The organism is Telluria sp. ZT3P39 (assembly GCF_059685935.1).
The window spans coordinates 107,567-132,868 of the sequence record NZ_JCASIH010000002.1; the positions used below are offsets into that span (position 1 = coordinate 107,567).

Consider the following 25,302-nt stretch of genomic DNA (forward strand, 5'->3'; position numbering starts at 1 on the left):
ACAGCGCGCCCGCAGGGCAGGCTCAAACAATCTCGCATATGCATGTTGACACTCACCAAACTGGTGTTATACATTACTACAACACCACCTCAACGATGCACCAACACGGAGTAACACGATGAACCACAGCGCGTTTCGACAAAGGAGGGCTGGACATGACAGTCGGCTGGAATGACAACACCCCCATCTACCGCCAGCTCAAGGAGCGGGTGGTGGGCATGATGCTCGACGGCTTGCTCAAGGCGGGCGATGCCCTGCCCTCGGTGCGCCAGATCGCGGCCGAATATCAACTCAATCCGATCACCGTATCGAAGGCTTACCAGGAACTGGTCGACGAGAACTTAGTGGAAAAGCGAAGGGGAATTGGCATGTACGTCACCGAAGGAGCAAGCGAGAAACTCTTGTCCACCGAACGCGAGCGCTTCATTCGCGAAGAGTGGCCTGCCATGGTCGAACGCATCCGCCGCCTCGGCCTGGACCTCGAACAGCTGCTGCGCGCCAGCCCCGGCACGGCGCCGGGAGGTACAGCATGAGTGCCGTGATCCAGGCGCGCGGCCTGACCAAGCGCTACGGCAAGCGTACCGCCGTCGACGGCATCGATTTCGACATTCCGGCCGGGCGCATCGTCGGCCTGATCGGTCCCAACGGCTCGGGCAAGACCACCACCCTGAAAGCGGCGCTGGGCCTGATTCCCTTCGACGGCCAACTGTCGGTGCTGGGCTTCGACCCGCGCACCCAGCGCGACGACCTGATGAAGGAAGTCTGCTTCATCGCCGACGTGGCGATCCTGCCGCGCTGGCTGAAAGTACGCGACGCGATCGACTTCGTGGCCGGCGTGCACCCGCGCTTCGACCGCAGCAAGGCCGAGCGCTACATCGCCGGCACCAAGCTCGCCCCTGGCATGAAGGTCAAGGAGATGTCGAAGGGGATGATCGTCCAGCTGCACCTGGCGCTGGTGATGGCGATCGACGCCAAGCTGCTGGTACTCGATGAACCGACCCTGGGCCTGGACATCATCTACCGCAAGCAGTTCTACCAGAACCTGCTGGAAGACTACTTCGACGAAGAGAAGACCATCGTCATCACCACCCACCAGGTGGAAGAGGTCGAGCACATCCTGACCGACCTGATGTTCATCCGCGACGGCAAGATCGTGCTGGCGGCGTCGATGGAAGAAGTCGGCGAGCGCTATACCGAAGTGATGGTTGCGGCCGACAAGGTCAATGCGGCCAACGCGCTGCAGCCGATCGACCAGCGCACCGTGTTCGGCAAGTCGGTGATGCTGTTCGATGCGAACAAATCGGGCGGCGTGGCACGCAGCCAGCTCGCCCAGCTGGGCGAAACCCGTAACCCCAGCGTTGCCGACCTGTTCGTCGCAACCATGAAAGGAACCTACGCATGAAAACCATGAAATGGCTGCTCCAGCGCGAGTTCTGGGAGCACAAGGGCGCATTCTTCTGGGCGCCGATCGCGGTGGCCATCGCGATGGTGGTCTTCATCGGCGGCGGCTTCATGTACAGCATGGCTTTCGGCGGGACGGAACACATCCAGATCGACGGCCAGAACCTGGTCTCGATCCAGGGCTTCCCGCAGGCGCTGCGCTACAAGATCGCCCACATCGCGGCCTCGAGCTACATGGGCATCGCCGCGCCCCTGTTCATCGTGCTGCCGGTGGTGGTGTTCTTCTACTGCCTGTCGGCCCTGTACGACGACCGGCGCGACCGCAGCATCCTGTTCTGGAAGTCGCTGCCGCTGTCGGACCGCGACACCGTGCTCTCGAAAGTCGTCACCGCCCTGGTGGTGGCGCCGCTGGTCACGATCGTCGTCGCCGTCGCCGCCTCGCTGGTGCTGCTGGTGCTCGGCATGATCGCCGCCGCCGGCAAGGGCCTGAATCTGTTCGCACCGGTGCTGTCGGAACCGAACCTGTATCTCAGTCCCCTGTACCTGCTGGCCTTCCTGCCGCTGTACATCCTGTGGGCGCTACCGACCGTCGGCTGGCTGCTGCTGGTGTCGAGCTGGGCGCGCTCCAAGGTCTTCCTGTGGGCGGTGGGTATTCCCCTGATCACGGTGGTGCTGCTCAAGTGGTTCAATTTCCTGCTCAGCCAGGTGTCGAACACGCTGGTCGACGTCGACTGGTTCGTCGAGCAGGTGGTGGTGCGCGGCCTCGGCGGCCTGCTGCCGGGGATCTGGCTGGGCGCCGCCGACATGTCGGTCTTCGACAATGCGGACAAGGGGATCGACCCGGCACTGCTGCTCGGCCAGTCCTACCTGACCCTGGCGACGCCGGGCGTGTGGCTGGGCGTGGCGGCCGGCGTGGCGATGCTGTACGCGGCGATCCGCCTGCGCCGTTTCCGCGACGAGGGTTGATGATGCGGGCACTGAAAGCCATCCTTGCCGCCACCCTGCTCCTGTGCAGCGCCGCCGGCGCCGCACAGGAGGCGCGGGTCAAGGAACTCGATCCGGTGCACGTCAATGCGATGCGCAACCCGGAGGTGCGCAAGTACAAGGCGGTGCTGGCGGGACTGGATGCGTTCGACAAGCACCGCAAGCTGGCGCCCACGGTTCCGAAGCTGGAGTTCCGGCTCACGCCGCGCGGCACGGACGACAAGCTGGAGCCGCTGGCGGTGCGCCTGGCCGGGGACGATGGCTTCAAGCTGCCCCTGGCCCTGGATGCCGGCATGCGCTTCGTGGTGCCCCGCAGCGAGGCGGCGCTGGACGCCAGGAGCGAGCTGGAACTGAACCGGAAACGCCACGCCTACCGCATCGAGCCCGACATCCGCACGCCGGGCCTGGGCGCCAACCAGCGCCGCCTGGGCGACCTGCGGCTGGAATGCAAGGTCATGATCGCGATCGGAAAGGAAGAAATGCCGCTGTGGGCCGTGGTGCTGGTCAACGGCGTCCTGCTCAGGACCGACTGGTGCGGTTTCTTCGGCGATGAAAGAGGCGGCGCCTATGCCGAGGCGAAGAAGGAAGCGCATTTCGGCTACCGGGCCGAGCGGCCCCTGGCGCGCGCCCTGCTGGTCGAGGGCAATCGCTCGGCGCAGCTGCAAGTCCAGGGGAAATCGTTCAACGTCCCGATCGGGAATACCAGCTGGAGCGACGATGCGATCGTCGAGCTGAGCTTCGAGGAACCGCCTACTGGAACTGCTGGCGGAACGCCTCGAACTGGGCCTTGAGGTTTTCGAGTTCGCCGCGCAGGGCGGCGACTTCCTGTTCCAGCTGGCCGACGCGGCCGCCGCTGCTGCCTGAAGCGCCGGCGGCCGCAGGTTCGTAGGCATTGGCTGCGATCTCGCCGCCCAGCAGGTGGCCGTAGCGCGGCTCCTTGGTGCCCGGTGCGCGTTCCAGGCGCGCCACCAGCGGCGGGTATTTATCGATCAGGAACTGCAGCGTGGCCTCGACGTCCTGCACGCTCTTGAATTCATGCAGGCGGCCGGTGCGGGTGCGGATCTCGCCGGCAGTCTGCAGGCCGCGCAGCATCAGGATCGCCAGCACGGCGACCTTGTCCTGCTCCAGGGTCCACTTGATGCGCATGCGGTGCTCGTATTTCACGACGCGGGCGCCCGCTTGCGAAGTCGCATTGACCAGCTTGCGTTCGATGAGGCGCTGCAGCGTGTCCTGCACGACCTCGTCGGTCATCTGCATCACCGGATCGCGGCTGGACAGCTGGTTGCAGCCGTTGACGATGGCGTTGAGCGACATCGGGTAGTTGTCGGGCGTGAGCGCCTCTTTCTCGGCCAGCACCGCGAGCACGCGGGTTTCCAGAGTGTCCAGCACCGCAGGGCTGTCGCTGCCCGGCGCGCCAGTGGCTTCATTCGTCATGCGTTTCCTTATTCGACCAGTCGGTTCAGTTGTTCCGAGTCGAGTTTATCACCCTCCTCCACCTTCGGACAGCACAGGCCGGCTTCGCGCATGGTGTTGGTCAGGCGCTCGATCTGCTCGTCCTGCCTGGCCACGTGGTCGATCAGCCCGCGCAGGGCTTTCGACAGCGGGTCGTCGCCGTTGGGCGTGACGCCATAGGCGGCGAACAGGTGGGCGCTGCGCGACTGGTCTTCCTTACGGATGATGTGGGCCGGGTTGCCGACGGCCGTCGCGCCGCTTGGCACCGGCTTGATGACGACGGCGTTGGAGCCGATCTTGGCGTATTCGCCGACCGTGAAGGCGCCCAGCACCTGGGCTCCGGCGCCGACGATCACGCCGCGCTCCAGGGTCGGGTGGCGCTTGGTGCCGGCCACCAGCGTGGTGCCGCCCAGGGTGACGCCCTGGTAGATGGTGCAGTCGTCGCCCACCACGGCGGTCTCGCCGATGACGACGCCGAAGCCGTGGTCGATGAAGACGCGCCGGCCGATCACGGCGCCGGGGTGGATCTCGATGCCGGTGACGACGCGCGCGGCATAGGAAATGAAGCGGCCGATCCACTTCAGGTTCAGCTTCCAGCAGGCATGCGCCCAGCCGTGCATGATCACGGCATGCAGGCCGGGATAGCAGGTCAGGACTTCCCAGCCGTTACGTGCGGCAGGGTCGCGCTCCAGGATATTGCGGATATCGCCACGCAGCTTGGTAAATAAGTTGGAAAACATAATAAGGATGATCGCAAACCAAGTGGGATGGTAGCGTATGTTGCGGGTGGGTGCTTAAGGTGATGCGGGGAAAGATGGGGCCGGGGCTGCAGAACGAAATTGGGCTCCCTTAGGGAACCCAATTTTTCGTGAAACCCGTCACAGCAAGCGTTGGCTCACTCAGCCTTCGCGCGCGATGCGCTGGCGGCGCGCTTCATATAGACAGACGCCCGACGCGACCGACACGTTCAGGCTCTCGACCGAGCCGAACATCGGAATGCCGACCAGCACGTCGCAGGTCTCGCGGGTCAGGCGGCGCATGCCCTCGCCTTCCGAGCCCATGACCAGGGCGGCCGGGCCGGTGAAGTCGGCTTCGTACAGGCCCATATCGGCGTCGTCGGTGGTGCCGATCAGGAGGATGTCGCGTTCCTTGAGCTCGCGCATGGTGCGCGCCAGGTTGGTGACGGTGATGTAGGGAACCGTCTCGGCGGCGCCGCTGGCAACCTTGGCGGCGGTGGCGTTCAGGCCGACCGCGCGGTCTTTCGGGACGATGACCGCATGGGCGCCGACACCGTCGGCCACGCGCAGGCAAGCGCCGAGGTTGTGCGGATCGGTGATGCCGTCCAGGATCAGCAGCAGCGGCGGGCCTTCGATGGCGTCGAGCAGCTCGTCGAGGTTGCGCGCCAGCGCCAGCTGGCTGGCGAAGGCGATCACACCCTGGTGGCGGCGGGTGCCGGTGATCTTGTCGAGGCGCGAGGCATCGACCGGCATGACTCGCACGCCGACCGACTTGGCGTTGGCGATCAGGTCCTGCATGCGGCGGTCCTGGCGCGTTGCGTCGACGAAGATTTCTTCCACCGATTGCGCCTCGTGCCGCAGACGCGAGGTCACGGCGTGGAACCCGAATAACATTTTATTTTTCATTGCTTACTTCTTCCGGCTGGTTTTGGCGGCGGGGGGCTTGGCCTCCGCCCTGGTTTTCGGTGCGCTCGACTTGGCGGCACTCTTGCTTGGGGTCTTGGCGACAGGTTTTACTGCGGTCTTGGCCGCAGTCTTGGCAGGGGCCTTGGCGACGGTCTTGGCCGGGGCCTTCTTGGCCGGCGCCTTGGCCTTGGCTGGCGCCTCGGCTGGAAGCGCGACTTCGGCCGGGGCCTTGACCTTGGCCGGAGCCTTGGCCTTGGCAGGAGCCTTGGCCGGCTTGGCCGCCGGCGCCGCAACAGGCGTCACAGGCGCCACGGCATCGGTCTCCGCGCTGTTACCGGCATTCCGGGCTGCGGCAGCGGCCTTGCGGGCGCTGCGCGACGGACGCTTCGACGGCGCGGCCACATCCTGTTCGTCTGAAGTTTCGATTTCGGTGCTCATGAAACGCGACGGCACGGCGGCAGCGGCAGCTTCCGGCGCGCGGCCCTTGCCGCGTCCACGGTCCTTGTCGCGGCCGCGGCGCGAACCGGACTGCTTGCCTGAATTCTGGCCCTTCGGCTCCATCGCATCGATGCCGGCCTGGCGCGCGCGTTCCATCGGCGCCGGCACGCTCGCGCCGCTGTCGGCCAGCACCAGGTCGATCTTGCGCGACTCGAGGTCGACCTTCGCCACCTTGACGGTGACCTTGCTGGTCAGGCCGTAGCGCTGGCCGCTACGCTCGCCGCGCAGTTCGTGGCGCGCTTCGTCGTACTGGAAGTAATCGGTGCCCAGGGCGCTGATGTGCACCAGGCCTTCGACATACAGCTCGTCGAGGGTCACGAAGATGCCGAAGGCGGTCACGCCGGACACGGTGCCGGTGAAGTCTTCGCCGAGCTTGTCCTGCATGAAGAAGCACTTGAGCCAGTTCTCGACGTCGCGCGAGGCTTCGTCGGCGCGGCGCTCGTTGGCCGAGCAGTGCACGCCCAGGGCGTCCCAGATGGTCAGGTCTTTTTCGTTCTTCTGCGTGCCGGCGGCCTTGTCCTTGGCGGCCTGCTTGCGCGCGGAATTCGACATGGTCGTGTTCAGCTTGCCCAGCTCGATGCCCTTCGGCTCGTACTTCTTGCCTTGCAAGATGGCCTTGATGGCGCGGTGGGTCAGCAGGTCCGGGTAGCGGCGGATCGGGCTGGTGAAGTGGGCATAGGCCTCGTAGGCCAGGCCGAAGTGGCCGACGTTGTCCGGGCTGTAGACCGCTTGCTGCATCGAGCGCAGCAGCATGGTTTGCAAGAGCGCGGCATCCGGGCGCTCCTTGATCTTCTGCATCGTCTCGGCGTAGTCGCGCGCGGTCGGCTTGCTGCCGCCGCCCAGGTTCAGGCCGACGAGCTTCAGGAAGGTGCGCAGCTGGTTCAGCTTTTCTTCGGTCGGCACCGCGTGCACGCGGAAGGTGCCCGGATGCTTGTGGTGGATCAGCAGGTCGGCGGCGCAGACGTTCGCGGCCAGCATGCACTCTTCGATCAGGCGGTGCGCATCGTTGCGGGTGCGCGGGATGATCTTCTCGATCTTGCCCACGGCATTACAGACGATATAGGTTTCGGTGGTCTCGAAGTCGATCGCACCGCGCTGCTGGCGCGCCTTGAGCAGCGCACGGAACACGTCGTTCAGGTGCAGCAGGTGCGGCACGATGCCCGGGCGGCGCCGGGCTTCGGGGCCGGCCGTGTCGCCGAGGATGTCGGCCACTTCGTTATAGGTCAGGCGCGCGGCCGAGTGCATCACGGCCGGGTAGAACTGGTAGGCCGTGACCTCGCCCTCCATGGTGACGACCATGTCGCACACCAGGGTGCAGCGGTCCACCGCCGGATTGAGCGAACACAGGCCGTTGGACAGCTTCTCGGGCAGCATCGGGATCACGCGGCGCGGGAAATACACCGAGGTGCTGCGCTCGATTGCATCGATATCCAGCGCGTCGTTCGGCTTCACATAATGGCTGACGTCGGCGATGGCGACGAGCAGGCGGTAGCCGCTGGTCTTGCCGATCTTGACCGGCTCGCAGTACACCGCATCGTCGAAGTCGCGCGCGTCTTCGCCGTCGATGGTCACCAGGGGCACGTCGCGCAGGTCGACGCGATCAAGCAGGTCGGTGTCGATCACTTCGTTCGGCAGGCGGTTGGCCTGCTTCAGTGCCGCGGGCGAGAACACGTGCGGCACGCCGAACTTGCGCACGGCGATTTCGATTTCCATGCCCGGGTCGTCGAGCTCGCCGAGCACTTCGTGGATCCTGCCGGTCGGCTGCTGGAAGCGCGATGGCTGCTCGATGACCTCGACGCTGACGACCTGGCCGGCCTTGGCCTTGCCTGGTCCGCCTGCTACCAGGACGTCCTGGCTCATGCGGTTGTCTTCAGGCGAGACGATCCAGACGCCGCCCTCGTTCATCAGGCGTCCGATGATGTGGGTATTGGCGCGCGTGACCACCTCGACGATGGTGCCTTCGAGGCGGCCGCGGCGGTCGGTGCCGGTGACGCGTGCGCGCACGCGGTCGCCGTTCAGGACCTTGTTCATTTCCTTGTCGTTCAGGAAGAGATCGTCACCGCCTTCATCCGGAATGACGAAGCCGTAGCCGTCGCGGTGCGCGCTGACGCGGCCGGTGATGAAGCTGGACTGGTCGGCCAGCGCATAGGTGCCGCTGTTATCGATGCGGATCTGGCCGTCCCGCTCCATCGCGTTCAGGCGGCGGCCCAGCACTTCCTGCGCGGCAGGCTTGACCTTCAGGGCGCGCGCCAGCTCGGCCGCGTCGAGCGGATTCTTGGCAGTACGGAAGACGGCGAGGATTTCCTCGCGGCTCGGAATGGTATGAGTAGGTTGCTTCAAATCGTTTTCTTATTTCTCTTGATTGTGGGCGCCGCCATTTGCGAAGCCGGGGATTGTGTTGATTGACACCTTGACAGGCGTAGTGTAACGGAGGACGCGGGGATTCGCCTAACATAAGGCGCGAAGCGTGCCGGGGAAAACTTGCCGCGGCGGGTCTTTGACTTTTGCAAACCTTCCGCTATAATCTCGGTCTCTTCAGCAAGGGGCGCAAGCCGCAGCGGGAGAGAAGGCAGTAGCGGGATGGTGTTTTGCTGCGATGAGCAACGAAGGTTGATCTAGCGAAAAACGACAAAGCCTGCTATTGTAGCAGAGTAAGCAGTTCAGTGCCCACGTGGCGGAATTGGTAGACGCGCATGGTTCAGGTCCATGTGCCGCGAGGTGTGGGGGTTCGAGTCCCTCCGTGGGCACCACTCTACCGGAAGTGATTTCCGCAGCAGTTCGTAGCAAAGCGTAGTTGAAGTTGCAGTAACAGTGCCCACGTGGCGGAATTGGTAGACGCGCATGGTTCAGGTCCATGTGCCGCGAGGTGTGGGGGTTCGAGTCCCTCCGTGGGCACCATAGAATTCCGCAGAAGTATGCAGTATCGTAGGCCCGGCGGGTTTCCCGCCGGAGCGGAAGGCAGCACAGTAATCGCAGTGAGCGAAGTGGTAGTGTCAGTGCCCACGTGGCGGAATTGGTAGACGCGCATGGTTCAGGTCCATGTGCCGCGAGGTGTGGGGGTTCGAGTCCCTCCGTGGGCACCAAACTCTACCTGGATGTCATATCCCGCAAAACGCCGTAAGCTTTGAAAAAGGCTTACGGCGTTTTGCGTTGTGCCTCCCCTTTTCTAGTGCGCCGCGAGGTCGTCCAGGATCGGGCAGTTCGAACGCGCATCGCCATGGCAGGAGGCGGCCAGCGCTTCGAGCGTGCGGCGCATCGCTTGCATGTCCGCGATCTTCTTGTCCAGTTCGGCGATATGGCTGCGCGCCAGTGCGTGCACGTCGGCGCTGGCGCGCTGCTCGTCGCGCCATAGTTCCAGCAGCTGGCCGATCTGCTCGAGCGAAAAGCCGAGCGCCCTGGCCCGATGCACGAACTGCAGCACGTGCACATCCTGTCCGGTGTACACGCGGTAGCCGGCGTCGGTGCGCCGGGCTTGGCCAATCAGCCCGATCGATTCGTAGTGGCGAATCATCTTGGCCGAGACGCCGGATGCCTTGGCGGCGTCGCCGATGTTCAGCAGCGTTTCTCCCTGGCGCATCGTCATCTCCTGTTGTATCCCTCGGCAGAATACACCTTCCCATCGTAGGAAGGTCAAGGCAGCGCTTGACTTGCCGCCCCATCGGGGTAAGCTCGACTGGCCATGAAACACATTGTCCCTAGTCTCCTGATCCTCGTCCTCGCGGCGAACGCCGCGCTGGCGGGCCCGGCGCCCTGGTTCCAGTGGCGCAGCAAACTCAACGGCGCGCTGGCTTGCTCGCAGACCCCGCTCGGACCCGGTTGGGAAAAATCAGCCGGGCCGTATCGGGACGCGCGTTGCGAAAAACTCATTGTTGCTAAATAATGGGGTAGCAAGCGCAGCTCAACGATCCATTCCCATCATACGGAGGAGACACCGATGTTCACCAGTCCGGAGCAGTTCGCCAACGCCACCAAGACCCTGTTCGACCTGCAGATGCAGACCTTCAACGCCCTTGCCAGCAAGACGGTGAAAGGCGTGGAACAGGTGGTGGCGCTGAACATGAATGTAGCGAAGAGCTCGATGGAAGGCTCGATTGCCGCCGGCCAGGAAATGGCCAAGGCCAGCGACCCGAAAGCGGCGATCGCCGCGCTGCATGCCCGCATGCAGCCGGGCGCGGCCGGCGCCACCGAATACCGCGAGCAGATGAAAACCATCATCGACGAGATGCACCAGGAGTTCCGCCAGGCCGCCGATACCCATGTGGCCGAAGCCAAGAGCACCCTGTCGGCGCTGATTTATGACGTCACGCAAAACGTCAAGCCGGGTTCCGAGAACGCCGTCGAGATCATCAAGACCGCCATCGACAACGCCTTCAAGGGTTATGAGCAGGTGACGCAAGCCACCCGCCAGGCCGTCCAGACCGTCGAAGAGCAGATCGCCAAGGCCAGCTCGATGGTCCAGCCGGGAACGGAAAAAAAGGCGGACTAGCCTTCGCCCAGTCCGCCTGTCCCGTGAAAGAAAATTTCATTTTTCGCCCCACATGAAATTTTCTTTCACATTCACCCTTCAGCTTTCCGCTTCGATCCCCAGCAAATCCTCCAGCCGCGCGAGCGACGCGTCATCCTTGATGACCGAGCGCAGCCATGCGTGCAGCGGCTGCTCGCCCCAGCGCGCGGCCTTGTCGGCCAGGTAGGCAACCGGGCTGTGCGGCTCGGTGCGCCGGAAGAATTCGGCGACCGCCCGCAACTGCGCCAGCGCCTGTTCGCGGCTGTGGAGCGGGCCATCGAGCATCCGCGCCGGCATACCTGCCGCCCCCATCGCCTGCATAGCCGGCTGCAGCTGGACCGGCGCATGAACGGAGACTGCGGCCGGCGAGCCCGATGGCGGCACCGCCATGTCGGCCAGGTCGCGCAAGGCCGCCCTGCCCGCCCCGAAGCTCGGGCCGTCCGCGCCGAGCCGCTGGTCGACCGCGCGTTCGAGTTCGGCCAGCGCCGCGATGCAGTCTTCGGCGTCCTGCAGCAGCGCCTGGCGTGCCGCGTGCGAAGTACGCGAACGTATCGCATCGAGTTCGGCCACCGCCTCCGGACCGCGCCCCCGCGCCGCCTCCCAGGCATTGACGCTCACGCCTTCGGCCACCGGGATCTCCTTGACCAGCGGTGCGATCCGCGCCGCGATCCAGGCCAGGTTGCCGATGCGCCGCTCCTGGCCGTCTTCGTCGGGCAGCGGATGCACGCCCTCCCAGTAGCGCTCGCACAAAGCGGCGACCAGGCGCAGGCTGGTGGCCAGGCCGCGCAGCCCGTCGGTCTTGGCGCTGCTTTCTGCCAGCCAGACCGCCAGCTGCAGGTGCTTGCTGCGCGACTCCAGCATGTCGATGCAGCGCTTCGAGACGAACTTCCAGTCGGCTTCTTTGAGCGTGGTGACCCAGGCGCCCTGCTCGATCGACGGGTCGTCGGCCTGGCGCGCGCGGCTGATGGCATCGACGTCGGGCGAGAACGCGAGGTCCTCGCCGCAGGGCCGGTCCATGCTGATCGGCACCAGCAATTTGTCCAGATTGAGCATGCTCCCTCCTAGGTCGCGTTGGCCTCGATGGCGTACTTGAACTTGCCGGCACGGGTTGCGCTCACCTTCACCCGCGCGATCGCCCCGCCTTCGGCCATCTGCGCCAGCACGCTGTCGGCGATCTCGGGCAGCAGCGTGCCGTTGAGGATGTTGTCGACATTGCGCGCGCCCGAATCGACCTCGGTGCAGCGGCTGAGCACCGCCGACACCAGCGCCTCGTCGTACTCGAAGCGCGCGCGGTGATTGCTCATCACGCGCTCCTTGATGCGATCGAGTTTGAGCCGGATGATCCGGGTGAGCACCTCGTCGCGGATCGGGTAGAAAGGCACCACGCTCAAGCGGCCCAGGAAGGCCGGCTTGAAATGCTTCATCAAGAGCGGCCGGATCAGCTCCGCCAGCTGCTCGGGGTTCGGCACCTCGTTCAAGGGCTTGTTCAGGCAGGCCCCCATCATCTGGCTCGAGCCCACGTTCGAGGTCAGGATGATGATGGTGTTGCGGAAGTCGATCTGGCGCCCCTCGGCATCATCGAGCACGCCCTTGTCGAACACCTGGAAAATCATCATCGCTATCCCCAAGATTGTTTCTAATCAGAATTGGAAGAACCAATCTTAGGAGTAATGCCGTGCGGCCTACAGACGAAAATCAATCCCCGTCCATGCGTCCGAACCTGATGTCGCCCCGCCGCACCTCGGGCGAGGACAGCATCCTGGCGATGCTCGAGCGCGATCCCGCACGCAAGCGCGGCGCGGCCGGCGGTTCCAGCGGGCGTCTCGCATGGTATGGCGCAAGCGCCTTTGTTGCGATCGCCCTGACCGGCACGCTCGTCTGGCTGGCAGCGGGCAATGACGGGACCGTACTGCCGCAGGAGCAGCCCGTACTGGCCAGTGCGTCCGGCAGCCGCGCCGATCCACCCTCCGCCGCCTTGCCCGACCCGGCGCCGGCCCTGCGCCAGGTCGCCATGGCCACGACGGCGGCGGTCATCGTCGACCAGCAACCGGCCCACGATGTGCCGCCGATGCGCCTGCTTAAACCGGCCCCGGCCAAGCCCGCCCCCCTGCCGCCGGTGCGCGTGCCCGTGCCGGCAACTTCGCCGCGCCCGGCTGCGCGCAGCATCCCGCCCGCTGCCAGGCCTGCGCCCCTGGTTGCGGCCGCACCCCGCCCCGCGGCGCGTCCGGTCGCCGGCGCTCCCTTCCGGCCGCGTCCGGCGGTCGTGGCCCGCAACGCCGTGCGTCCGGGCCCGGCCAAAGCGCCGCGCGGCGCCACTCCTGCCGCCAAGGGCGCCGATGGGCACCTGGATGCGGACGTGGCCCTGATCTCGGCAGTGATCGTGCATGCCAACGGCCACGCACCCGAGGGCTCGCAAATGACCGAGCTCTTGTGCCCGAGCGATGCCTGTAAAGCAAAACCCGCTACCCAATAGCGTGGCGAAAAGCCACCATCCCCGGCGAAAATCCGGGATATTGCTGGGTGGTTGATGCCTCGTGGAGCTATACTGTACATAAGCACAGTACGGCAACACGAGATGATCAGGGTTCTGGAAAACGAGTTTTATTATCTGGACAATTTCCAGCGCGTCCTCGACTGGATCGGCGAGCGCTATCGCGACCTGCTGGGCGACGACGAGCTCGCCTTCCTGTCCGCCTTCCCCACCGTGCCCCGGAATGCGCGCGCCCTGTTCGTGCGCATGGTCATGCGCAAGGGGAGTCTGTTCCGCGCCAGCAAACTGATCTACGCCGAGATCGGCTGCCCGGTCGAAGCCTCCCGGCTCCTGGTAGCCACCGGCTGGGTCGACACCAACCCGAGCCTCTCCCTCGACGAATTGTTCGACCTGCTGTCCAAGCCCGAGATCGCCGCCGCCTTCCGCGAGCACCCGGCGCAGAAAAATGCGCGCAAGGGCGAGCAGCTCGAAGCCTTGCGCCCGGCATTTCAAGAACAGCGCCCCTTTGCCGACTGGTACCGCGACTGCACCGACCTGGCCCTGCGCATCCTGGTCAAGCCCCTGTGTGACCGGCTGCGCCTGATCTTCTTCGGCAACCTGCGCCAGGACTGGACCGAGTTCGTGCTGTCCGACCTAGGCATGTTCCGCTACGAGCAGGTCGAGATCTCGCAAGCCTCGCGCGGCTTTCGCTCGCGCGGCGACATCGACCATTACATCGTCCTGCACGCCTGCAAGGAGCGCTTCTATGCCGGCGAGCCGCTCGACGAGGTGGTGCGCGACCTGCCCTCGCACGCTTTCGACAACGACTGGCTGGCGGGCCGCCGCGAGAAGCTGCTGTTCCAGATCGGCCAGCAATACGAAAAAGCCAAGGACTGGGACAATGCCCACGCCGCCTATGCGCGCTGCCGCTTTCCGGGCGCACGCGGGCGCGCGATCCGGGTGCTGGAAAAGCACGAGCGCTTTGACGAAGCCTACGCACTCTTGAGCCTCGCGCAAGCCGCGCCCGAGAGCGAAGCCGAGCGCCAGCATCTGCTGCGGGTGGCCCCGCGCCTGGCGCGCCGCCTCGGCCACGCGAAGCTGGCGCCGCGCCGTGCTCCGGCCCCTCATCGTCTCGACCTGTGCCTGCCCATGCCCGCGGGCGACTGGTGGGTCGAAGGCGTGGTGCGGGACCACCTGGCAGGCGAGGATGCGCCCGTGTTCTACGTCGAAAATGCGCTGGCCAATTCCCTGTTCGGCCTGTTGTGCTGGCGCGCGATCTTCGCGGCGATTCCCGGCGCCTTCTTCCACCCCTTCCACCGTGGGCCGGCGGACCTGTACAGCCCGGACTTCCACCAGCGCCGCGAAGCGGAATTCGCGCAATGCCTGGCTGCCCTGGATGACGGCAGCTACCGCGACGCCATCCGCCGCACCGCGCTGGAAAAGGCGGGCATCTCTACACCCTTCGTGCATTGGGAAGCGCTCAGCCCCGAACTGCTCGAGCTGGCCCTGGCCTGCATCCCGCCCGCGCACCTGCGCAAGTGGTGCGAGCGCATCCTGGCCGACGTCAAGGCCAACCGCACGGGCTTTCCGGACCTGATCCAGTTCTGGCCGGCCGAAAACCGCTACACCATGATCGAAGTAAAAGGCCCGGGCGACCGCCTGCAGGACAACCAGCTGCGCTGGATCGAGTACTGCGCCGCGCACGAGATGCCGGTGTCGGTGTGCTACCTGCAATGGGAGCAGGCTGCTTGACCGAGGACGGGCTCAAGTACAAGGTAGCCGTGCGGGCCCTGTGCGAATTCACCGCCAAGGCGGGCGACCTGGACCTGCGCTTCACGCCCTCGCCCACCGCCCAGGAAGGCATCGCCGGCCACGCAGTGGTGCAGGGCCGGCGCGGCGGCAACTACCGCACCGAAGTCTCCCTCTCGGGCGACTGGGGCGATTTGCACGTGCGCGGCCGCGCCGACGGCTACGACCCGGACCAGAACCTGGTCGAAGAGATCAAGACCCACCGCGGCAAGTTCAGCTCGATTCCCGACAACCACCGCCACCTGCACTGGGCCCAGGTGCGGGTCTATGGCCACCTGCTGTGCCGCGAGCTGGGGCTGGCGCAGGTCAACCTGGCGCTGGTGTATTACGACATCGGCAGCGGGCATGAGACGGTGCTGCGCGAGACCCGCGATGCGGCGGAACTGGCCGCATTGTTTGCCGAACTGTGCGAGCGTTTCTCGGGCTGGGCGGCGCAGGAAGCCGCGCACCGGGCCGGGCGCGACGCCGGCCTTGCCACCATGCGCTTTCCGCATGCGGACTTCCGGCCCGGCCAGCGCGAGCTGGCGGAAAACGTCTACCGCGCCAACACCAGTAGGCGCTGCCTGCTGGCGCAGGCGCCGACCGGCATCGGCAAGACCATCGGCAGCCTGTTCCCGGTGCTCAAGGCGATGCCCCAGCAAAGCATCGACAAGCTGTTCTTCCTGGCCGCGAAGACACCGGGCCGCCGCCTGGCACTGGACGCCACCGCCAGCCTCACCAGCAAGGCCGGGATCCCGATCCGGGTGCTGGAACTGACCGCGCGCGACAAGGCCTGCGAACATCCCGACAAGGCCTGCCAGGGCGACGCCTGTCCGCTCGCGAAAGGCTTTTATGACCGCCTGCCGGCTGCACGCTCGAGCGCCGCCCAGGTGTCCGTTCTCGACCGCGAAGCCCTGCGCGAGGTCGCGCTGGCGCACGATGTCTGCCCCTATTACCTCGGCAGCGAGATGGCGCGCTGGGCCGACGTGGTGGTAGGCGACTACAACTATTATTTCGACGGCGGCGCGATGCTGTATGCGCTGACCCTGAACAACGGCTGGCGCGCCAGCGTACTGGTCGACGAAGCCCATAACATGGTCTCGCGTGCACGCTCGATGTACGGCGCGGAGCTGAATCGTTCCACCCTGCGCATCGCGCGCGCCAACGCGCCCGACATCGTGAAGAAGGCACTGGAACGCGTCGGCCGCGCCTGGACCGGTGTCGACAAGGAAGCGCCCGCGCCCTACCAAGTGCTGCCGGAAGTGCCGTCCAAGCTGCTGGACGCGCTGCAGAACGCCACCAGCACCGTCAACGACTACCTGGCCGAGGTACCCGGGCCGCTCGACCCGGACCTGCAGCGCTTTCATTTCGACGCCCTGGGTTTCCTGCGCCTGGCCGAATCCTTCGGTGAGCATTCGCTGTGCGATTTGGCGCGTGCGGGCCTGCGCGACTCCGTGATCAGCATCCGCAACGTGGTGCCGGCGCCTTTTCTCAAGCCCAGGTTCGCGCTGGCCCATTCGGTGACGCTGTTCTCGGCCACGCTCAGTCCCTGGCATTATTTCTGCGACCTGCTCGGCATGCCGCAAGACACCGCCTGGGCCGACGTCGCCTCGCCCTTCACCGCCTGCCAGCTGGAAGTGCACATCGCGGGCGGCATCTCGACACGCTACCAGCACCGCGCCGCCTCGCTCGGCCCCATCGCCGACCTGATCGCGCGCCAGTACGCGGCGCGCGAAGGCAACTACCTGGCTTTCTTCAGCAGCTTCGACTACATGGAGCAGGTGGCGGCGCAGCTGGAAGAGCGCCATCCGGGCGTGCCGGCCTGGCGCCAGGAACGGCGCATGAGCGAGCCTGAACGCGCCGCCTTCCTCGAACGCTTCACCCTGAGCGGGCGCGGGGTCGGTTTCGCGGTGCTGGGCGGGTCTTTCGGCGAAGGCATCGACCTGCCGGGCGAGCGCTTGATCGGCGCGTTCGTGGCCACGCTCGGCCTGCCGCAGGTGAACCCGGTGAACGAGCAGCTGCGCGAGCGCATGGGGGCGATGTTCGGCTCCGGCTACGACTACACGTATTTATATCCCGGCATGCAGAAGGTGGTGCAGGCGGCCGGCCGCGTGATCCGCACCGAGCAGGATCGGGGCGTGGTCTGGCTGATCGACGACCGGTTCGGCAAACCGGACGTGCTGTCCCTGCTGCCGGCCTGGTGGAAGGTCGATGGCCGCGCCCCCCTACCGGCCTAGCGCATCAGCTCGCGCAGCTTCTGGTAGCCGCTGCGGCTGATCGGCAGTTTGGTCCCATCCTTGAGCACGGCGCAGTGATTGTCCTTGCTGCTCGGTTCGATGCGAGCGATCGAACCGAGGTTGACGATATAGGAGCGGTGGATGCGGACGAAGACCTGCGGGTCGAGCTGGGCTTCGAGTTCGGCCATGCGCTGGTTCTTGAGCCAGGCCTTGCCGCCGCCCGTGACCTGCACGTAGTCGTCCTGGGCCTCGACGTAATCGATGGTGGACGCCGGCACCATGTGCACCCGTGCGCCGTCCTTGATCAGCACGCGCTCGAGATAGCCGTGGCGCTGGGCCGCTTCGGCGACCACGGCCTGCAACTGCGCCGGCGGCGTGCGGCGGCTGCGCGCATGCGCCAGCGCCTGGGCCAGGCGTTCGCGCGAAAAGGGCTTGAGCAGGTAGTCGATCGCATGCACCTCGAAGGCGCGCAGCGCGAAGCCGTCATAGGCCGTCGCGAAAATGTAGTGCGGCCTGGCTCCCGCCAGCTCGACCACTTCGAAGCCATCGAGCTTGGGCATCTGGATGTCCAGGAACACCAGGTCCGGATCGAGCTCGCCGATGGCCTTGACCGCTTCGAAGCCGTTCGCGCATTCGCCGACGATTTCGACGTCCGGGTGCGCGCCGAGCAATTCGCGCAGCAGCGCGCGCGCCAGGTGTTCGTCGTCCACGATCAGCACACGCATCGTTCTGTCCTCATGATTCATTCGTTTTCGTCTCTGCGGGCAGCACCAGCTCCACCCTGAAAGTCTTGTCGTCGCGTGCCCAGTGCACGCTGGCTTCCCTCCCGTAGGCCGCGGCCAGCCGCTGGCGCACGTTGACCAGGCCGATGCCCTTGCCGGCCTGCCGGATTCCCGCATCATCTGGATCGACGTCGTTCTCGACGCGGATGCGCAGCAGCGACCCGGCGCGTTCGGCACTGATCGTAATGGTACCGCCATCGAGCAGCTGGCCGATCCCGTGCTTGACCGCGTTCTCCACCAGCGGCTGCAGGATCATCGGCGGCAGCAGGCAGTCGCCCGCGCCCTCGCCCACCTGCTGCGCGAAGACCAGGCGCGGCCCGAAGCGCACCTGCTCGATCGCCAGGAAGCGTTCGACCAGTGCGACCTCGTCGCTCAAGGCCACCTTGCGGTGGGCCTCCAGGCCGAGCGTCTGGCGAAAGAATCCCGCCAGCTGCAAGCTCATGTCGCGCGCGCGGCTCGCATCGATGCTGGTGAGCGCACTGATCGAGTTCAGGCTGTTGAACAGGAAGTGCGGATCGACCTGGGTGCGCAGCATGCGCAGTTCGGCGTCCTGCGCCAGCAGCCGCGATTCGAGCGCGCGGGTCTCGGCGCGGCGGGCGCGCTCGAACTCCAGCACCAGGTAGTGGGCCACCGCCGTCATCCAGTACAGCAGCATGCCGATCCCGAGCATGACCGCGACAAAAGGACGCGTCACCTCCACTGCCTGCGGCAGTACCAGCGTGCAAAGGTAAGCCCAGGCGCTGCCCGCCGCGCACCACAGGATGGCGGCGCTCAGGGCGCTGAAGAAGAACACCGACAGCACCGCGCCCAGCGCGCGCTGCCCCAGCGGATAGGCGCGGCACAGGTAGTAGGCGGAAAAGCCGCAGGCGCTGGCATAGAACAGCGTCAGCGGCAGCGCGAACAGCAGGCTGGCGGCGGGGCCAAATCCCGTGGTCGCATGGATCAGCCCTGCCAGCAGCACGCCCAGCATCAGCCAGGCCAGCAGATAGAGCGCGACGCTGCGCCGCGCCCAGGATCCGCCGTTCATCGCGCCACCACCATCAGTTGCGCACTTCCACGCCGCCCATGATGGCGTAGCCGCGCACGACCAGGCGCTTGCTGTTGTCCGGCGGTGCGATGGTCTTTTCCTCGAAGCCGCCCATGACCGGCGTGCCGTCCAGGATCACCGTCCAGTCGGGCGGTACCTTTAGCGTGACGCCGCCCCAGAAGGCAAACACGTTGACCACGGCCTCGCCCTGGATCGAGGAGTTGCGCAGGTCGAGGGCGCAGCCGCCCATCACCGCCGTGATCTCGCCGCCGCGGAAATTGGGCGTAAACACGCGCCGCTCGAAGCCGCCCAGGATGGCGGTGATGTCCACCACGCCTTCGCCGCCGAGATCGGTTTCGCCCTTGACGCCGTCGATCGAGATCTGGCGCCGCCCGGTGCGCGCCTTGACCAGGGTGTAGATGCCGAAGCCGATGAAGAACAGCGGCCACAGGACGCGCCAGTTGAAATCGATGATGTCCATCCGGTCCAGCATGATCACCACGCCCAGCGCGATGAAGCCGCTGCCCAGCAGCCGCCCGCCGCGGGTCTGGGTGTCGCACAGCTTGACGGTGCCGACGATGATGAACAACATCGGCCAGAACGACACGGCGCGGCGGGTGTCGAGGATGTCGAGGTTATCGAGCAGGAACAGCAGGCCCACGAAGATCACCAGGAGGCCCAGCACGACCTGGCTGGTGATGCCTTTACGCTGGAGTTTATTTTGCATGGTCGTTCTCCGTATGATTGAGGGCAAGGCGGCGCGCAATGAAAGGTTCGGCTACCATCTTCACGCCCCAGGCCAGGATGAACAGCGGCCAGCTGTTGCGGAAGGTGAGCCCGAACACGTGCTCGAAACAGGCGAACAGCCACAGACCGATGAAGACGGTCCAGAGGCCGTTGCCGAATTCGCGCGGGCTCGGGTAGCCGATGGTCTGGTTGATGCCCACCACGACCAGCAGCAGCGGCCAATAATGCCACAGCGAGCCGGCGTCGAGATAATACAGGCGGTCGAGCAGGATGACCGTGCCGATAACGATCAGGAGCAGGCCCCAGACGACCTGCTTGCGCCAGCGGTAAGTGTCTTCGTTGTTCATGTTGCGTCTCCTCGTGTGTGATCGGAATGGACACACGATAGCGGACCGCAGGGATCCTGGAAAAGCGCAAATCGGTGAACGGCGGCCCCAGGGCGGTGAATGGCGAAGAATTCGGCGGATTGCGGGCCGGGTGCGGAAAATGGACGTAAAAAAGCCCGCCTTCGAGGGGCGGGCTTTCGGGCTTGCGGGCTATCAGGCTTGTGCCGACAGGTCCGTCTGTGGACGGCCCTTGACCTGATTGCGGTATTTGCCGCGTGCTTCGGCCATTTTCACGGCTTCGCGCGCGATGTTGGTGCGGCGGATTTCCAGGCGTTCCTGTTTGCCGCGGTGCTGTGCTTCGTGTTTGTTGCCGATCTTTTGGGTCATGAACGTCTCCTGGTTGAACACCGTGCTGCCGGTGAGGCCCGCCCCGTCCTGGCGCGGAATGGAATTACGAGCGGGTGCTGCCCATCTTGAGATCGGCCGGCATCAACATGCCCCATCCGAGCTGGCGCCGGATTTCTTCCGGCGTCGGGGGCGGTGCGGAATCCCGCGAGCGGCGCTCGAGGTATTCGCGTACCAAATGCTTGGGTGGGTGCTTGATCTCTAACATGGCATCCTCCGCTACTGTTTGGGGCCTTCGCTGTCGCGCCGGCCCGTATCTGGTGCCGGTCCTCGAGGCGACCGGCTAACCTGTTGAGCTGTTGGCGCCGCGCTCGTCGCGCAGTCCCTCACTCACACAGCTTCATCATAACGATGACCCGCCAAACCGACCGTTAGGTAGCACACACTTTTCGATAGGTGGCTTCCTACAAGAACGCTGGCGGCTTTGGAAGACGCGCCGAACCGCCATGAAAAAAGGGGAGCCGCAGCTCCCCTTCGAAACGAAGCTTCAGATGATCAGAAGCGGTACTTCAGGTTCAGGTAGTAGATGCGGCCCGAGACGTCCAGCTTCTGCTGCTCTTCCTCGCTGTAGCGGTAGTAAGCGCGCTTCACGTTGGTCAGGTTGGTCGCGTTGAACGACAGCTGCAGGTTCGGCATCAGGTTGTAGCTGGCGTTGAATGCCAGCGTGGTCACCGGCGCCGCGATGGTCGGCGCGACCGGCATCAGGATGCCGTTGATGGTCGACAGGCCCTGGCTGTTGGCGTTCGGCGCCGGCGCGGTCGAGGTGTTGATGTACTCGCTGCGGTAGTTGGCGACCAGGCGGGCCGACAGCTTGTCGTTCTCGAAGTACAGGCCCAGGTTGGCCGCGTATTCCGACGCGCCCACCATCGGACGGCCATCGGCCACGCGGGTGCGCGACTTGCTGGCGTTCGAGGTGAAGCCGAAGCCGGTGTCGCCGAACGGCTGTTCGTACATCACTTCGATGCCGCGGATGCGGGCGTCCTGCTGCGAGGCCGAATTGACCGCGAAGCTCTTGATCTGCGAATCACGCGGATCGAGCAGTTCCACCGTGTCCTGGCCGGCGACGCCGGTCTTCGGATAGCCGGTGATGTTCGAGGCGAACAGGTTGAAGCCGAACATCGACCGGCTGCCCAGGTACCACGAATAGGACAGGTCGAGGTTCTTGGAGAACAGCGGCTCCAGGTTCGGGTTCGGGCCGGTGACCTGGCAGACGCCGTCGGTACAGGCCGGCGAGCCGTAGCCGGCGCCGAGCAGGTTGTAGTTCTGGCGCGCGATGGTCTTGCTGGCGCCGAAACGCAGGATGTGATCCTTGGCCAGCTCGTAGCGCACGTTCATGCTCGGCAGCAGGTTGTTGAAGGTGCTTTCCTTGGCCTGCTTGTAGTACATCACGCCGGCCAGTGGATTGAACGGCACGCCGTCGTAGTACTGCACGCCGTCGCTGGCGGTGGTGACCGCACCCGGCACCGCGGCGCAGGTGGTGGCCGGCTTGCCCGGCTCCGTGCGTGGGCACAGGCCGACCGGGATCGGCGACGGCACCGCCGCATTGACCTGGGTGCGCACATAGCGCAGGCCGAGGTCGCCCGACCAGCGTTCGCCTTCCAGGTTGCCCATCAGGTAGGCCGCGCTCTGGCGTTCACGCATGTCCAGTTCGGTCGAGGTGCGGCGCTCCCAGTCCGCGGTGGTCGGCTTGTAGTTGGCGGCGAAATAGGCCTTCAGCGCTTCCGGGGTCAGGGTCCAGCTGGTGTTGTCCCAGCCGGCCGGGCCATCCAGGTCGGCGCCGAAGTCGGATGGATACGGGATGAAGTTCGAGCCGGCGACCGGTTCGTTGGCGCCCAGCGCGCCGGTGCGCAGCTGCGGGAAGCGGCGTGCGCTCTCGCGGCGGTGGTCGGCGTGGCGCGCGCCGAAGTCGAGCGACTTCAGCAGGCCGTGGTCGAGCTTGTACTCGGCGTCGAGGTTGAGGCTGGTTTCCTTGTCGGTCGTCTTCACGCCCGAGGCGGCGCGGCCGGACAGCACGAAGCCGCTGCCGTCGGCATTGCGGCCCGGGACATTCGGGCCGGTGCCGAAGTACTGGACGAAGGGTGCGTCGCGCAGGTCGCCCAGCGCGTAACGCACGCCGGTGCCGTAGCGGGTATAGGTCAGGCCCTGGTCGAGGCCGGTCTGGCCGGTGCCCTTGGTGGTCGACAGCAGGCCCTTGACGGTCAGGTCCTGGCTCACGCGGTACTTGACGTCGAGGTCGAGGAAGGCGCTGGTGGCCTTGGCGCCCTCGCGGTAGGCGCCTTCGGTTTCGCCGATGTACTGCGGGGTGGTGCCTGCCGGGTAGACGATGTCGGCCGATTTCAGCACCCTCAGGTCGTGGCCGTAGATGGTGCGCTCGTTCACGATCACCGGATTCTTGATCTGCGCGTAGACGCGCTGGCCGTTCGACAGGGTCGGCGCGGCGCCGCCCTGTATGCCGCCCTGGCCGCGCAGCATGCTGAACATGGCGCCGGCATTGAGGCGGCCGAAGTTATCGGCCTTCATCTCCGAATGGAAGCCGGTCATGGTCATATCGAGGTCGGCGTTCGGCTTGAACTGGGCCGAGAACATGCCGCCCTTGCGGTCACGCACGCTTTCGACGAATTCGGTGCTCATCGAGCCCGGGATGCGCACGCCGTTCAGGTCCGAGGCTTTGAACCCGGTGCCGGCCAGCGAGGCGTCCGTGATGCCCAGCATGGTCGAGGTATTGATCACGTCCCAGCCGCTGCCGCCCGCGTAGGCGAAGCGCGAGGCCGAATCGCGGCGCACGTGGCGCTTCTCTGCGAAGCCCTGCAGGATGAAGCCGAAGGTATTCGACTCGTTCTTCCAGTTCATCGAGGCGTTGGTGTCGTGCGCCGCCTTGCCCGGCAGTTCCGAGTACACGGCGCCGAGGTTGACGACGCCGGTCAGGCGTTCCTTCTGGGCCAGCGGCTTGCGGGTGCTGACATTGATGGTGCCGGCCATGCCGCCGTCGACGATGTCGGCCTGCGAAGTCTTGTAGACGATGGCCTGGTTCAGCACCGAGGACGGCATCAGGGAAAGGCTGGTCGAGCGGCTGCTGGAAAGCTGGTCGGCGACATACCAGTCGCCGCCCGAGACGGTGTGGCCGTTGAAGAGAATCAGGGTGTGGTCCGGGTTCGAGCCGCGCATGGCGACCTTCTCGGCTTCATCGTAGTCGGTGCGCACCGCCACGCCGGCCAGGCGCTGCAGCGAATCGGCGAGGTTCTTGTCCGGCATCTTGCCCACGTCTTCGGCGGTGATCACCTCGACGTTGGCGCCCGCATCGCGCTTGACGGCCAGCGATTTCGCCATCGAGGCGCGGATGCCCGTGACTTCGACGGTCTGGATCTGGCCCACGGGTGCATCCTGCGCCATGGCCGGCACGGCTGCCAGGCTCCAGACGGCCATCGATACGGCCGCGGCGAGCGGCTTCTGCTTGAACATGTGTCTCTCCTGATGATTGTAGCTTTAGTGTGTCGCTGTCGGTCTGCCAAGGCAGACGCCATCGCTGCCATTCTCGGAGTATTGATGAAGTAGGCCCTTGCTGAATAATCACTTGTTTTAGACGCTATATAACTTTGAGGAATGTACATATTCGGGGCTTGCGAAAGTTATACCGTGTGCATCAAATTTCATTACCCCGATTCGCGCGCGCAGGAGTAGCGTCAGGATATTGCTGACGACACCTCCACTCCTCCCGACGACCATGCGCCTTGCCCTCACGCTCCTGGCTGCCGCTGCCCTCACCGGCTGCGCCAGCGCCCCCCAGACCACGCCTGCTACGCCCCCGGCCCCGATTTCGCTCGCCGCCTTGCTGCAGAAGCAGGTCTACCAGATGACGCCGCAGGAAGCCGGCCGCTACATCGCCCACATGCAGGCCAGCGAGCCGGACCTGCGCAAGCGCATCGCCGCGATCGGGCGCAAGAACCTCGGCCAGCCCTATTCGCTGCACCTGCTGGGCGAGTTCCCGTATGAAATCCACGACAGTCTGCCGCTGTTCAGCCTGAAGGAAAGCGACTGCGTGGTATTTGCCGAACATACCTATGCGATGGCCTTGTCCGGATCGTGGGAAGAATTCTTCTGGATGCTGCAGCGGATCCGCTACCGCGACGGCGTGATCGGCGTGGCCACCCGCAACCACTACACCGAGATGGACTGGAACACGGCCAACCGCTGGCTGGTGACGGACGTCAGCGCGCAGCTGGCGGGCGCAAACGGTCCCTCGTACGCGATGACGGTGGACCGGGCGCGCTTCCTGCGCACCCGCCACGGCACCGTGCGCGACATTCCGGTGGAGAGCAGCCGCCAGGCTTTTGTTGCCAAGGAGGCGGTGGCGGCCATCGCCGCCCAGCTACAGGAGGGCGATTTCGTGAACGTGATCTCCACCCGCGACGGCGAATACTGGGCCTCCCACGTCGGCCTGGTGGTGCTGGGGCCGAATGGCGAGCGCCACCTGCTGCATTCGCAGGCGCCGCAGGTGCGCGAAGAGACCTTCGACTCCTTCATCGCGCGCGCAGCCGAGCGCGAAGCGCGCAATGCACGCGAGGGCAAGCGCGGCCAGGTGCTGGCCGGCTTCAAGTTCCTGCGCCTGAACGAACAGGTGGTGGTGCCGCCGATGGCGCCGCAACCGCGTCCGGGCCGTCCGCACGGCGCCTGATTCTCCGTTAACTTCTGTACACCGCCGGTGCACGCCGGCGGCGCGCCGTCCTTCCTTCCCTGCTTCCTTCCCCGGCTTCCTCCAGCCGCGCGCCTGTCACGTCCTTTCTTCGCGTTTTTGCTCCGTCTTGCTCGCCGCCCGAGCCCCTGCCATTCAGCCAGTTTCACAACAATTAAATAATCAATGGAAATTAAAAAAGCGATTTATTTCCTGTTTACATTTCCTATATTTAATTCTAGCCCCTTTCGTTTTAATTCACTCTTTGCCGTTGAGTCAAGTCAAGCTCCGCACGTAGTGGTCGCCAGATAATAAATTTACAAAATTTATTGAATGCCTATAGGTAGCTTGGTGCAGAGACCTGATTCA

The 25,302-nt window shown here is 65.3% G+C and carries 23 protein-coding genes, 3 tRNA genes and 1 pseudogene; 13 read left to right on the plus strand and 14 right to left on the minus strand.

Annotated features, from left to right (window positions below; translation table 11 throughout):
• Nucleotides 1–155: 155 nt before the first annotated feature.
• Genes AC56LR_RS02635 through AC56LR_RS02650 form a run of 4 tightly spaced genes read left to right on the plus strand, consistent with a single transcriptional unit; the run spans nucleotide 156 to nucleotide 3,176 of the window.
• Nucleotides 156–533, plus strand: a complete 378-nt coding sequence (locus AC56LR_RS02635) for a GntR family transcriptional regulator (RefSeq protein WP_497127109.1) — start codon at nucleotides 156–158, stop codon at nucleotides 531–533.
• The gene (locus AC56LR_RS02640) at nucleotides 530–1,402 is read left to right on the plus strand and encodes an ABC transporter ATP-binding protein (RefSeq protein WP_497127111.1); all 873 of its coding nucleotides are present in this window, start codon (nucleotides 530–532) and stop codon (nucleotides 1,400–1,402) included. Before AC56LR_RS02635 ends, AC56LR_RS02640 begins: the two co-directional genes overlap by 4 nt.
• On the plus strand, nucleotides 1,399–2,367 hold the full coding sequence (locus AC56LR_RS02645; protein WP_497127113.1) for a hypothetical protein: 969 nt from the start codon (nucleotides 1,399–1,401) through the stop codon (nucleotides 2,365–2,367). The genes AC56LR_RS02640 and AC56LR_RS02645 overlap by 4 nt, the downstream gene beginning before the upstream one ends.
• Nucleotides 2,367–3,176 (plus strand): hypothetical protein, encoded by an 810-nt coding sequence (locus AC56LR_RS02650; RefSeq protein WP_497127115.1) that lies wholly within the window; start codon nucleotides 2,367–2,369, stop codon nucleotides 3,174–3,176. The genes AC56LR_RS02645 and AC56LR_RS02650 overlap by 1 nt, the downstream gene beginning before the upstream one ends.
• Here the strand turns inward: AC56LR_RS02650 and AC56LR_RS02655 are convergent.
• The 4 genes from AC56LR_RS02655 to rnr form a co-directional block, all read right to left on the minus strand.
• A complete protein-coding gene (locus AC56LR_RS02655; RefSeq protein WP_497127117.1) occupies nucleotides 3,136–3,819 on the minus strand; it encodes a YceH family protein in 684 nt (227 codons plus the stop codon). The genes AC56LR_RS02650 and AC56LR_RS02655 overlap by 41 nt on opposite strands.
• Before the next feature lie 8 nt (nucleotides 3,820–3,827).
• Nucleotides 3,828–4,577, minus strand: a complete 750-nt coding sequence (gene cysE, locus AC56LR_RS02660; RefSeq protein ID WP_497127120.1) for a serine O-acetyltransferase — start codon at nucleotides 4,575–4,577, stop codon at nucleotides 3,828–3,830.
• 159 nt (nucleotides 4,578–4,736) lie between these two features.
• Nucleotides 4,737–5,480: a 23S rRNA (guanosine(2251)-2'-O)-methyltransferase RlmB gene (gene rlmB / locus AC56LR_RS02665; RefSeq protein ID WP_497127123.1), complete on the minus strand. Its 744-nt coding sequence runs from the start codon at nucleotides 5,478–5,480 to the stop codon at nucleotides 4,737–4,739.
• Nucleotides 5,481–5,483: 3 nt separating this feature from the next.
• Nucleotides 5,484–8,318: a ribonuclease R gene (gene rnr / locus AC56LR_RS02670; protein ID WP_497127126.1), complete on the minus strand. Its 2,835-nt coding sequence runs from the start codon at nucleotides 8,316–8,318 to the stop codon at nucleotides 5,484–5,486.
• Nucleotides 8,319–8,643: 325 nt separating this feature from the next.
• On the opposite strand from rnr, the gene AC56LR_RS02675 reads away from it, so the two are divergent.
• The 3 genes from AC56LR_RS02675 to AC56LR_RS02685 all read left to right on the plus strand — a co-directional run bounded on the left by AC56LR_RS02675 (nucleotide 8,644) and on the right by AC56LR_RS02685 (nucleotide 9,061).
• A tRNA-Leu gene (locus AC56LR_RS02675) sits at nucleotides 8,644–8,728 on the plus strand.
• Nucleotides 8,729–8,791: 63 nt separating this feature from the next.
• A tRNA-Leu gene (locus AC56LR_RS02680) sits at nucleotides 8,792–8,876 on the plus strand.
• Nucleotides 8,877–8,976: 100 nt separating this feature from the next.
• Nucleotides 8,977–9,061, plus strand: a tRNA-Leu gene (locus tag AC56LR_RS02685).
• Between the two features lie 83 nt (nucleotides 9,062–9,144).
• On the opposite strand, the gene cueR is transcribed toward AC56LR_RS02685, so the two are convergent.
• The gene (cueR, locus tag AC56LR_RS02690; protein ID WP_497127128.1) at nucleotides 9,145–9,555 is read right to left on the minus strand and encodes a Cu(I)-responsive transcriptional regulator; all 411 of its coding nucleotides are present in this window, start codon (nucleotides 9,553–9,555) and stop codon (nucleotides 9,145–9,147) included.
• Nucleotides 9,556–9,657: 102 nt separating this feature from the next.
• Here cueR and AC56LR_RS02695 point away from each other — a divergent pair, with 102 nt between their 5' ends.
• Together AC56LR_RS02695 and phaP are read left to right on the plus strand one after the other, a co-directional pair.
• The gene (locus tag AC56LR_RS02695; RefSeq protein ID WP_497127130.1) at nucleotides 9,658–9,858 is read left to right on the plus strand and encodes a hypothetical protein; all 201 of its coding nucleotides are present in this window, start codon (nucleotides 9,658–9,660) and stop codon (nucleotides 9,856–9,858) included.
• A 54-nt stretch (nucleotides 9,859–9,912) separates the two neighbouring features.
• Nucleotides 9,913–10,464 carry a TIGR01841 family phasin gene (gene phaP / locus AC56LR_RS02700; RefSeq protein ID WP_497127133.1) on the plus strand — a complete coding sequence of 184 codons (552 nt, stop codon included), beginning with the start codon at nucleotides 9,913–9,915 and terminating at the stop codon, nucleotides 10,462–10,464.
• A 78-nt stretch (nucleotides 10,465–10,542) separates the two neighbouring features.
• Here phaP and tssA read toward each other — a convergent pair whose 3' ends face one another.
• Entirely contained in the window at nucleotides 10,543–11,535 is a 993-nt protein-coding gene (gene tssA / locus AC56LR_RS02705) for a type VI secretion system protein TssA (RefSeq protein WP_497127136.1), read from the minus strand.
• Between the two features lie 8 nt (nucleotides 11,536–11,543).
• Nucleotides 11,544–12,095, minus strand: a pseudogene (locus tag AC56LR_RS02710) (AAA family ATPase); the annotation flags it as partial.
• Nucleotides 12,096–12,190: 95 nt separating this feature from the next.
• On the opposite strand from AC56LR_RS02710, the gene AC56LR_RS02715 reads away from it, so the two are divergent.
• From AC56LR_RS02715 to AC56LR_RS02725, 3 genes are all read left to right on the plus strand, one after another.
• Nucleotides 12,191–12,955: a hypothetical protein gene (locus tag AC56LR_RS02715; RefSeq protein ID WP_497127139.1), complete on the plus strand. Its 765-nt coding sequence runs from the start codon at nucleotides 12,191–12,193 to the stop codon at nucleotides 12,953–12,955.
• A gap of 102 nt (nucleotides 12,956–13,057) precedes the next feature.
• A complete protein-coding gene (locus AC56LR_RS02720) occupies nucleotides 13,058–14,704 on the plus strand; it encodes a VRR-NUC domain-containing protein (protein ID WP_497127141.1) in 1,647 nt (548 codons plus the stop codon).
• Complete coding sequence (locus AC56LR_RS02725; RefSeq protein WP_497127144.1) at nucleotides 14,686–16,977, plus strand: ATP-dependent DNA helicase; 2,292 nt, start codon at nucleotides 14,686–14,688, stop codon at nucleotides 16,975–16,977. The genes AC56LR_RS02720 and AC56LR_RS02725 overlap by 19 nt, the downstream gene beginning before the upstream one ends.
• Here the strand turns inward: AC56LR_RS02725 and AC56LR_RS02730 are convergent.
• The 7 genes from AC56LR_RS02730 to AC56LR_RS02760 all read right to left on the minus strand — a co-directional run bounded on the left by AC56LR_RS02730 (nucleotide 16,974) and on the right by AC56LR_RS02760 (nucleotide 23,723).
• Nucleotides 16,974–17,702: a LytR/AlgR family response regulator transcription factor gene (locus AC56LR_RS02730; protein WP_497127146.1), complete on the minus strand. Its 729-nt coding sequence runs from the start codon at nucleotides 17,700–17,702 to the stop codon at nucleotides 16,974–16,976. The two genes, AC56LR_RS02725 and AC56LR_RS02730, sit on opposite strands and share 4 nt — an antisense overlap.
• A 10-nt stretch (nucleotides 17,703–17,712) precedes the next feature.
• Entirely contained in the window at nucleotides 17,713–18,786 is a 1,074-nt protein-coding gene (locus AC56LR_RS02735) for a sensor histidine kinase (protein ID WP_497127149.1), read from the minus strand.
• A 13-nt stretch (nucleotides 18,787–18,799) separates the two neighbouring features.
• Nucleotides 18,800–19,513: a LiaI-LiaF-like domain-containing protein gene (locus AC56LR_RS02740; protein WP_497127152.1), complete on the minus strand. Its 714-nt coding sequence runs from the start codon at nucleotides 19,511–19,513 to the stop codon at nucleotides 18,800–18,802.
• A complete protein-coding gene (locus AC56LR_RS02745) occupies nucleotides 19,503–19,880 on the minus strand; it encodes a LiaI-LiaF-like domain-containing protein (RefSeq protein ID WP_497127155.1) in 378 nt (125 codons plus the stop codon). The genes AC56LR_RS02740 and AC56LR_RS02745 overlap by 11 nt, the downstream gene beginning before the upstream one ends.
• A gap of 192 nt (nucleotides 19,881–20,072) precedes the next feature.
• A complete protein-coding gene (locus AC56LR_RS02750) occupies nucleotides 20,073–20,246 on the minus strand; it encodes a hypothetical protein (RefSeq protein ID WP_497127158.1) in 174 nt (57 codons plus the stop codon).
• A gap of 64 nt (nucleotides 20,247–20,310) precedes the next feature.
• On the minus strand, nucleotides 20,311–20,472 hold the full coding sequence (locus tag AC56LR_RS02755; protein ID WP_497127160.1) for a hypothetical protein: 162 nt from the start codon (nucleotides 20,470–20,472) through the stop codon (nucleotides 20,311–20,313).
• Between the two features lie 287 nt (nucleotides 20,473–20,759).
• Nucleotides 20,760–23,723 carry a TonB-dependent receptor gene (locus tag AC56LR_RS02760; protein ID WP_497127163.1) on the minus strand — a complete coding sequence of 988 codons (2,964 nt, stop codon included), beginning with the start codon at nucleotides 23,721–23,723 and terminating at the stop codon, nucleotides 20,760–20,762.
• Nucleotides 23,724–23,985: 262 nt separating this feature from the next.
• Here AC56LR_RS02760 and AC56LR_RS02765 point away from each other — a divergent pair, with 262 nt between their 5' ends.
• Nucleotides 23,986–24,936 carry an N-acetylmuramoyl-L-alanine amidase-like domain-containing protein gene (locus AC56LR_RS02765; protein ID WP_497127165.1) on the plus strand — a complete coding sequence of 317 codons (951 nt, stop codon included), beginning with the start codon at nucleotides 23,986–23,988 and terminating at the stop codon, nucleotides 24,934–24,936.
• Nucleotides 24,937–25,302: the final 366 nt, after the last annotated feature.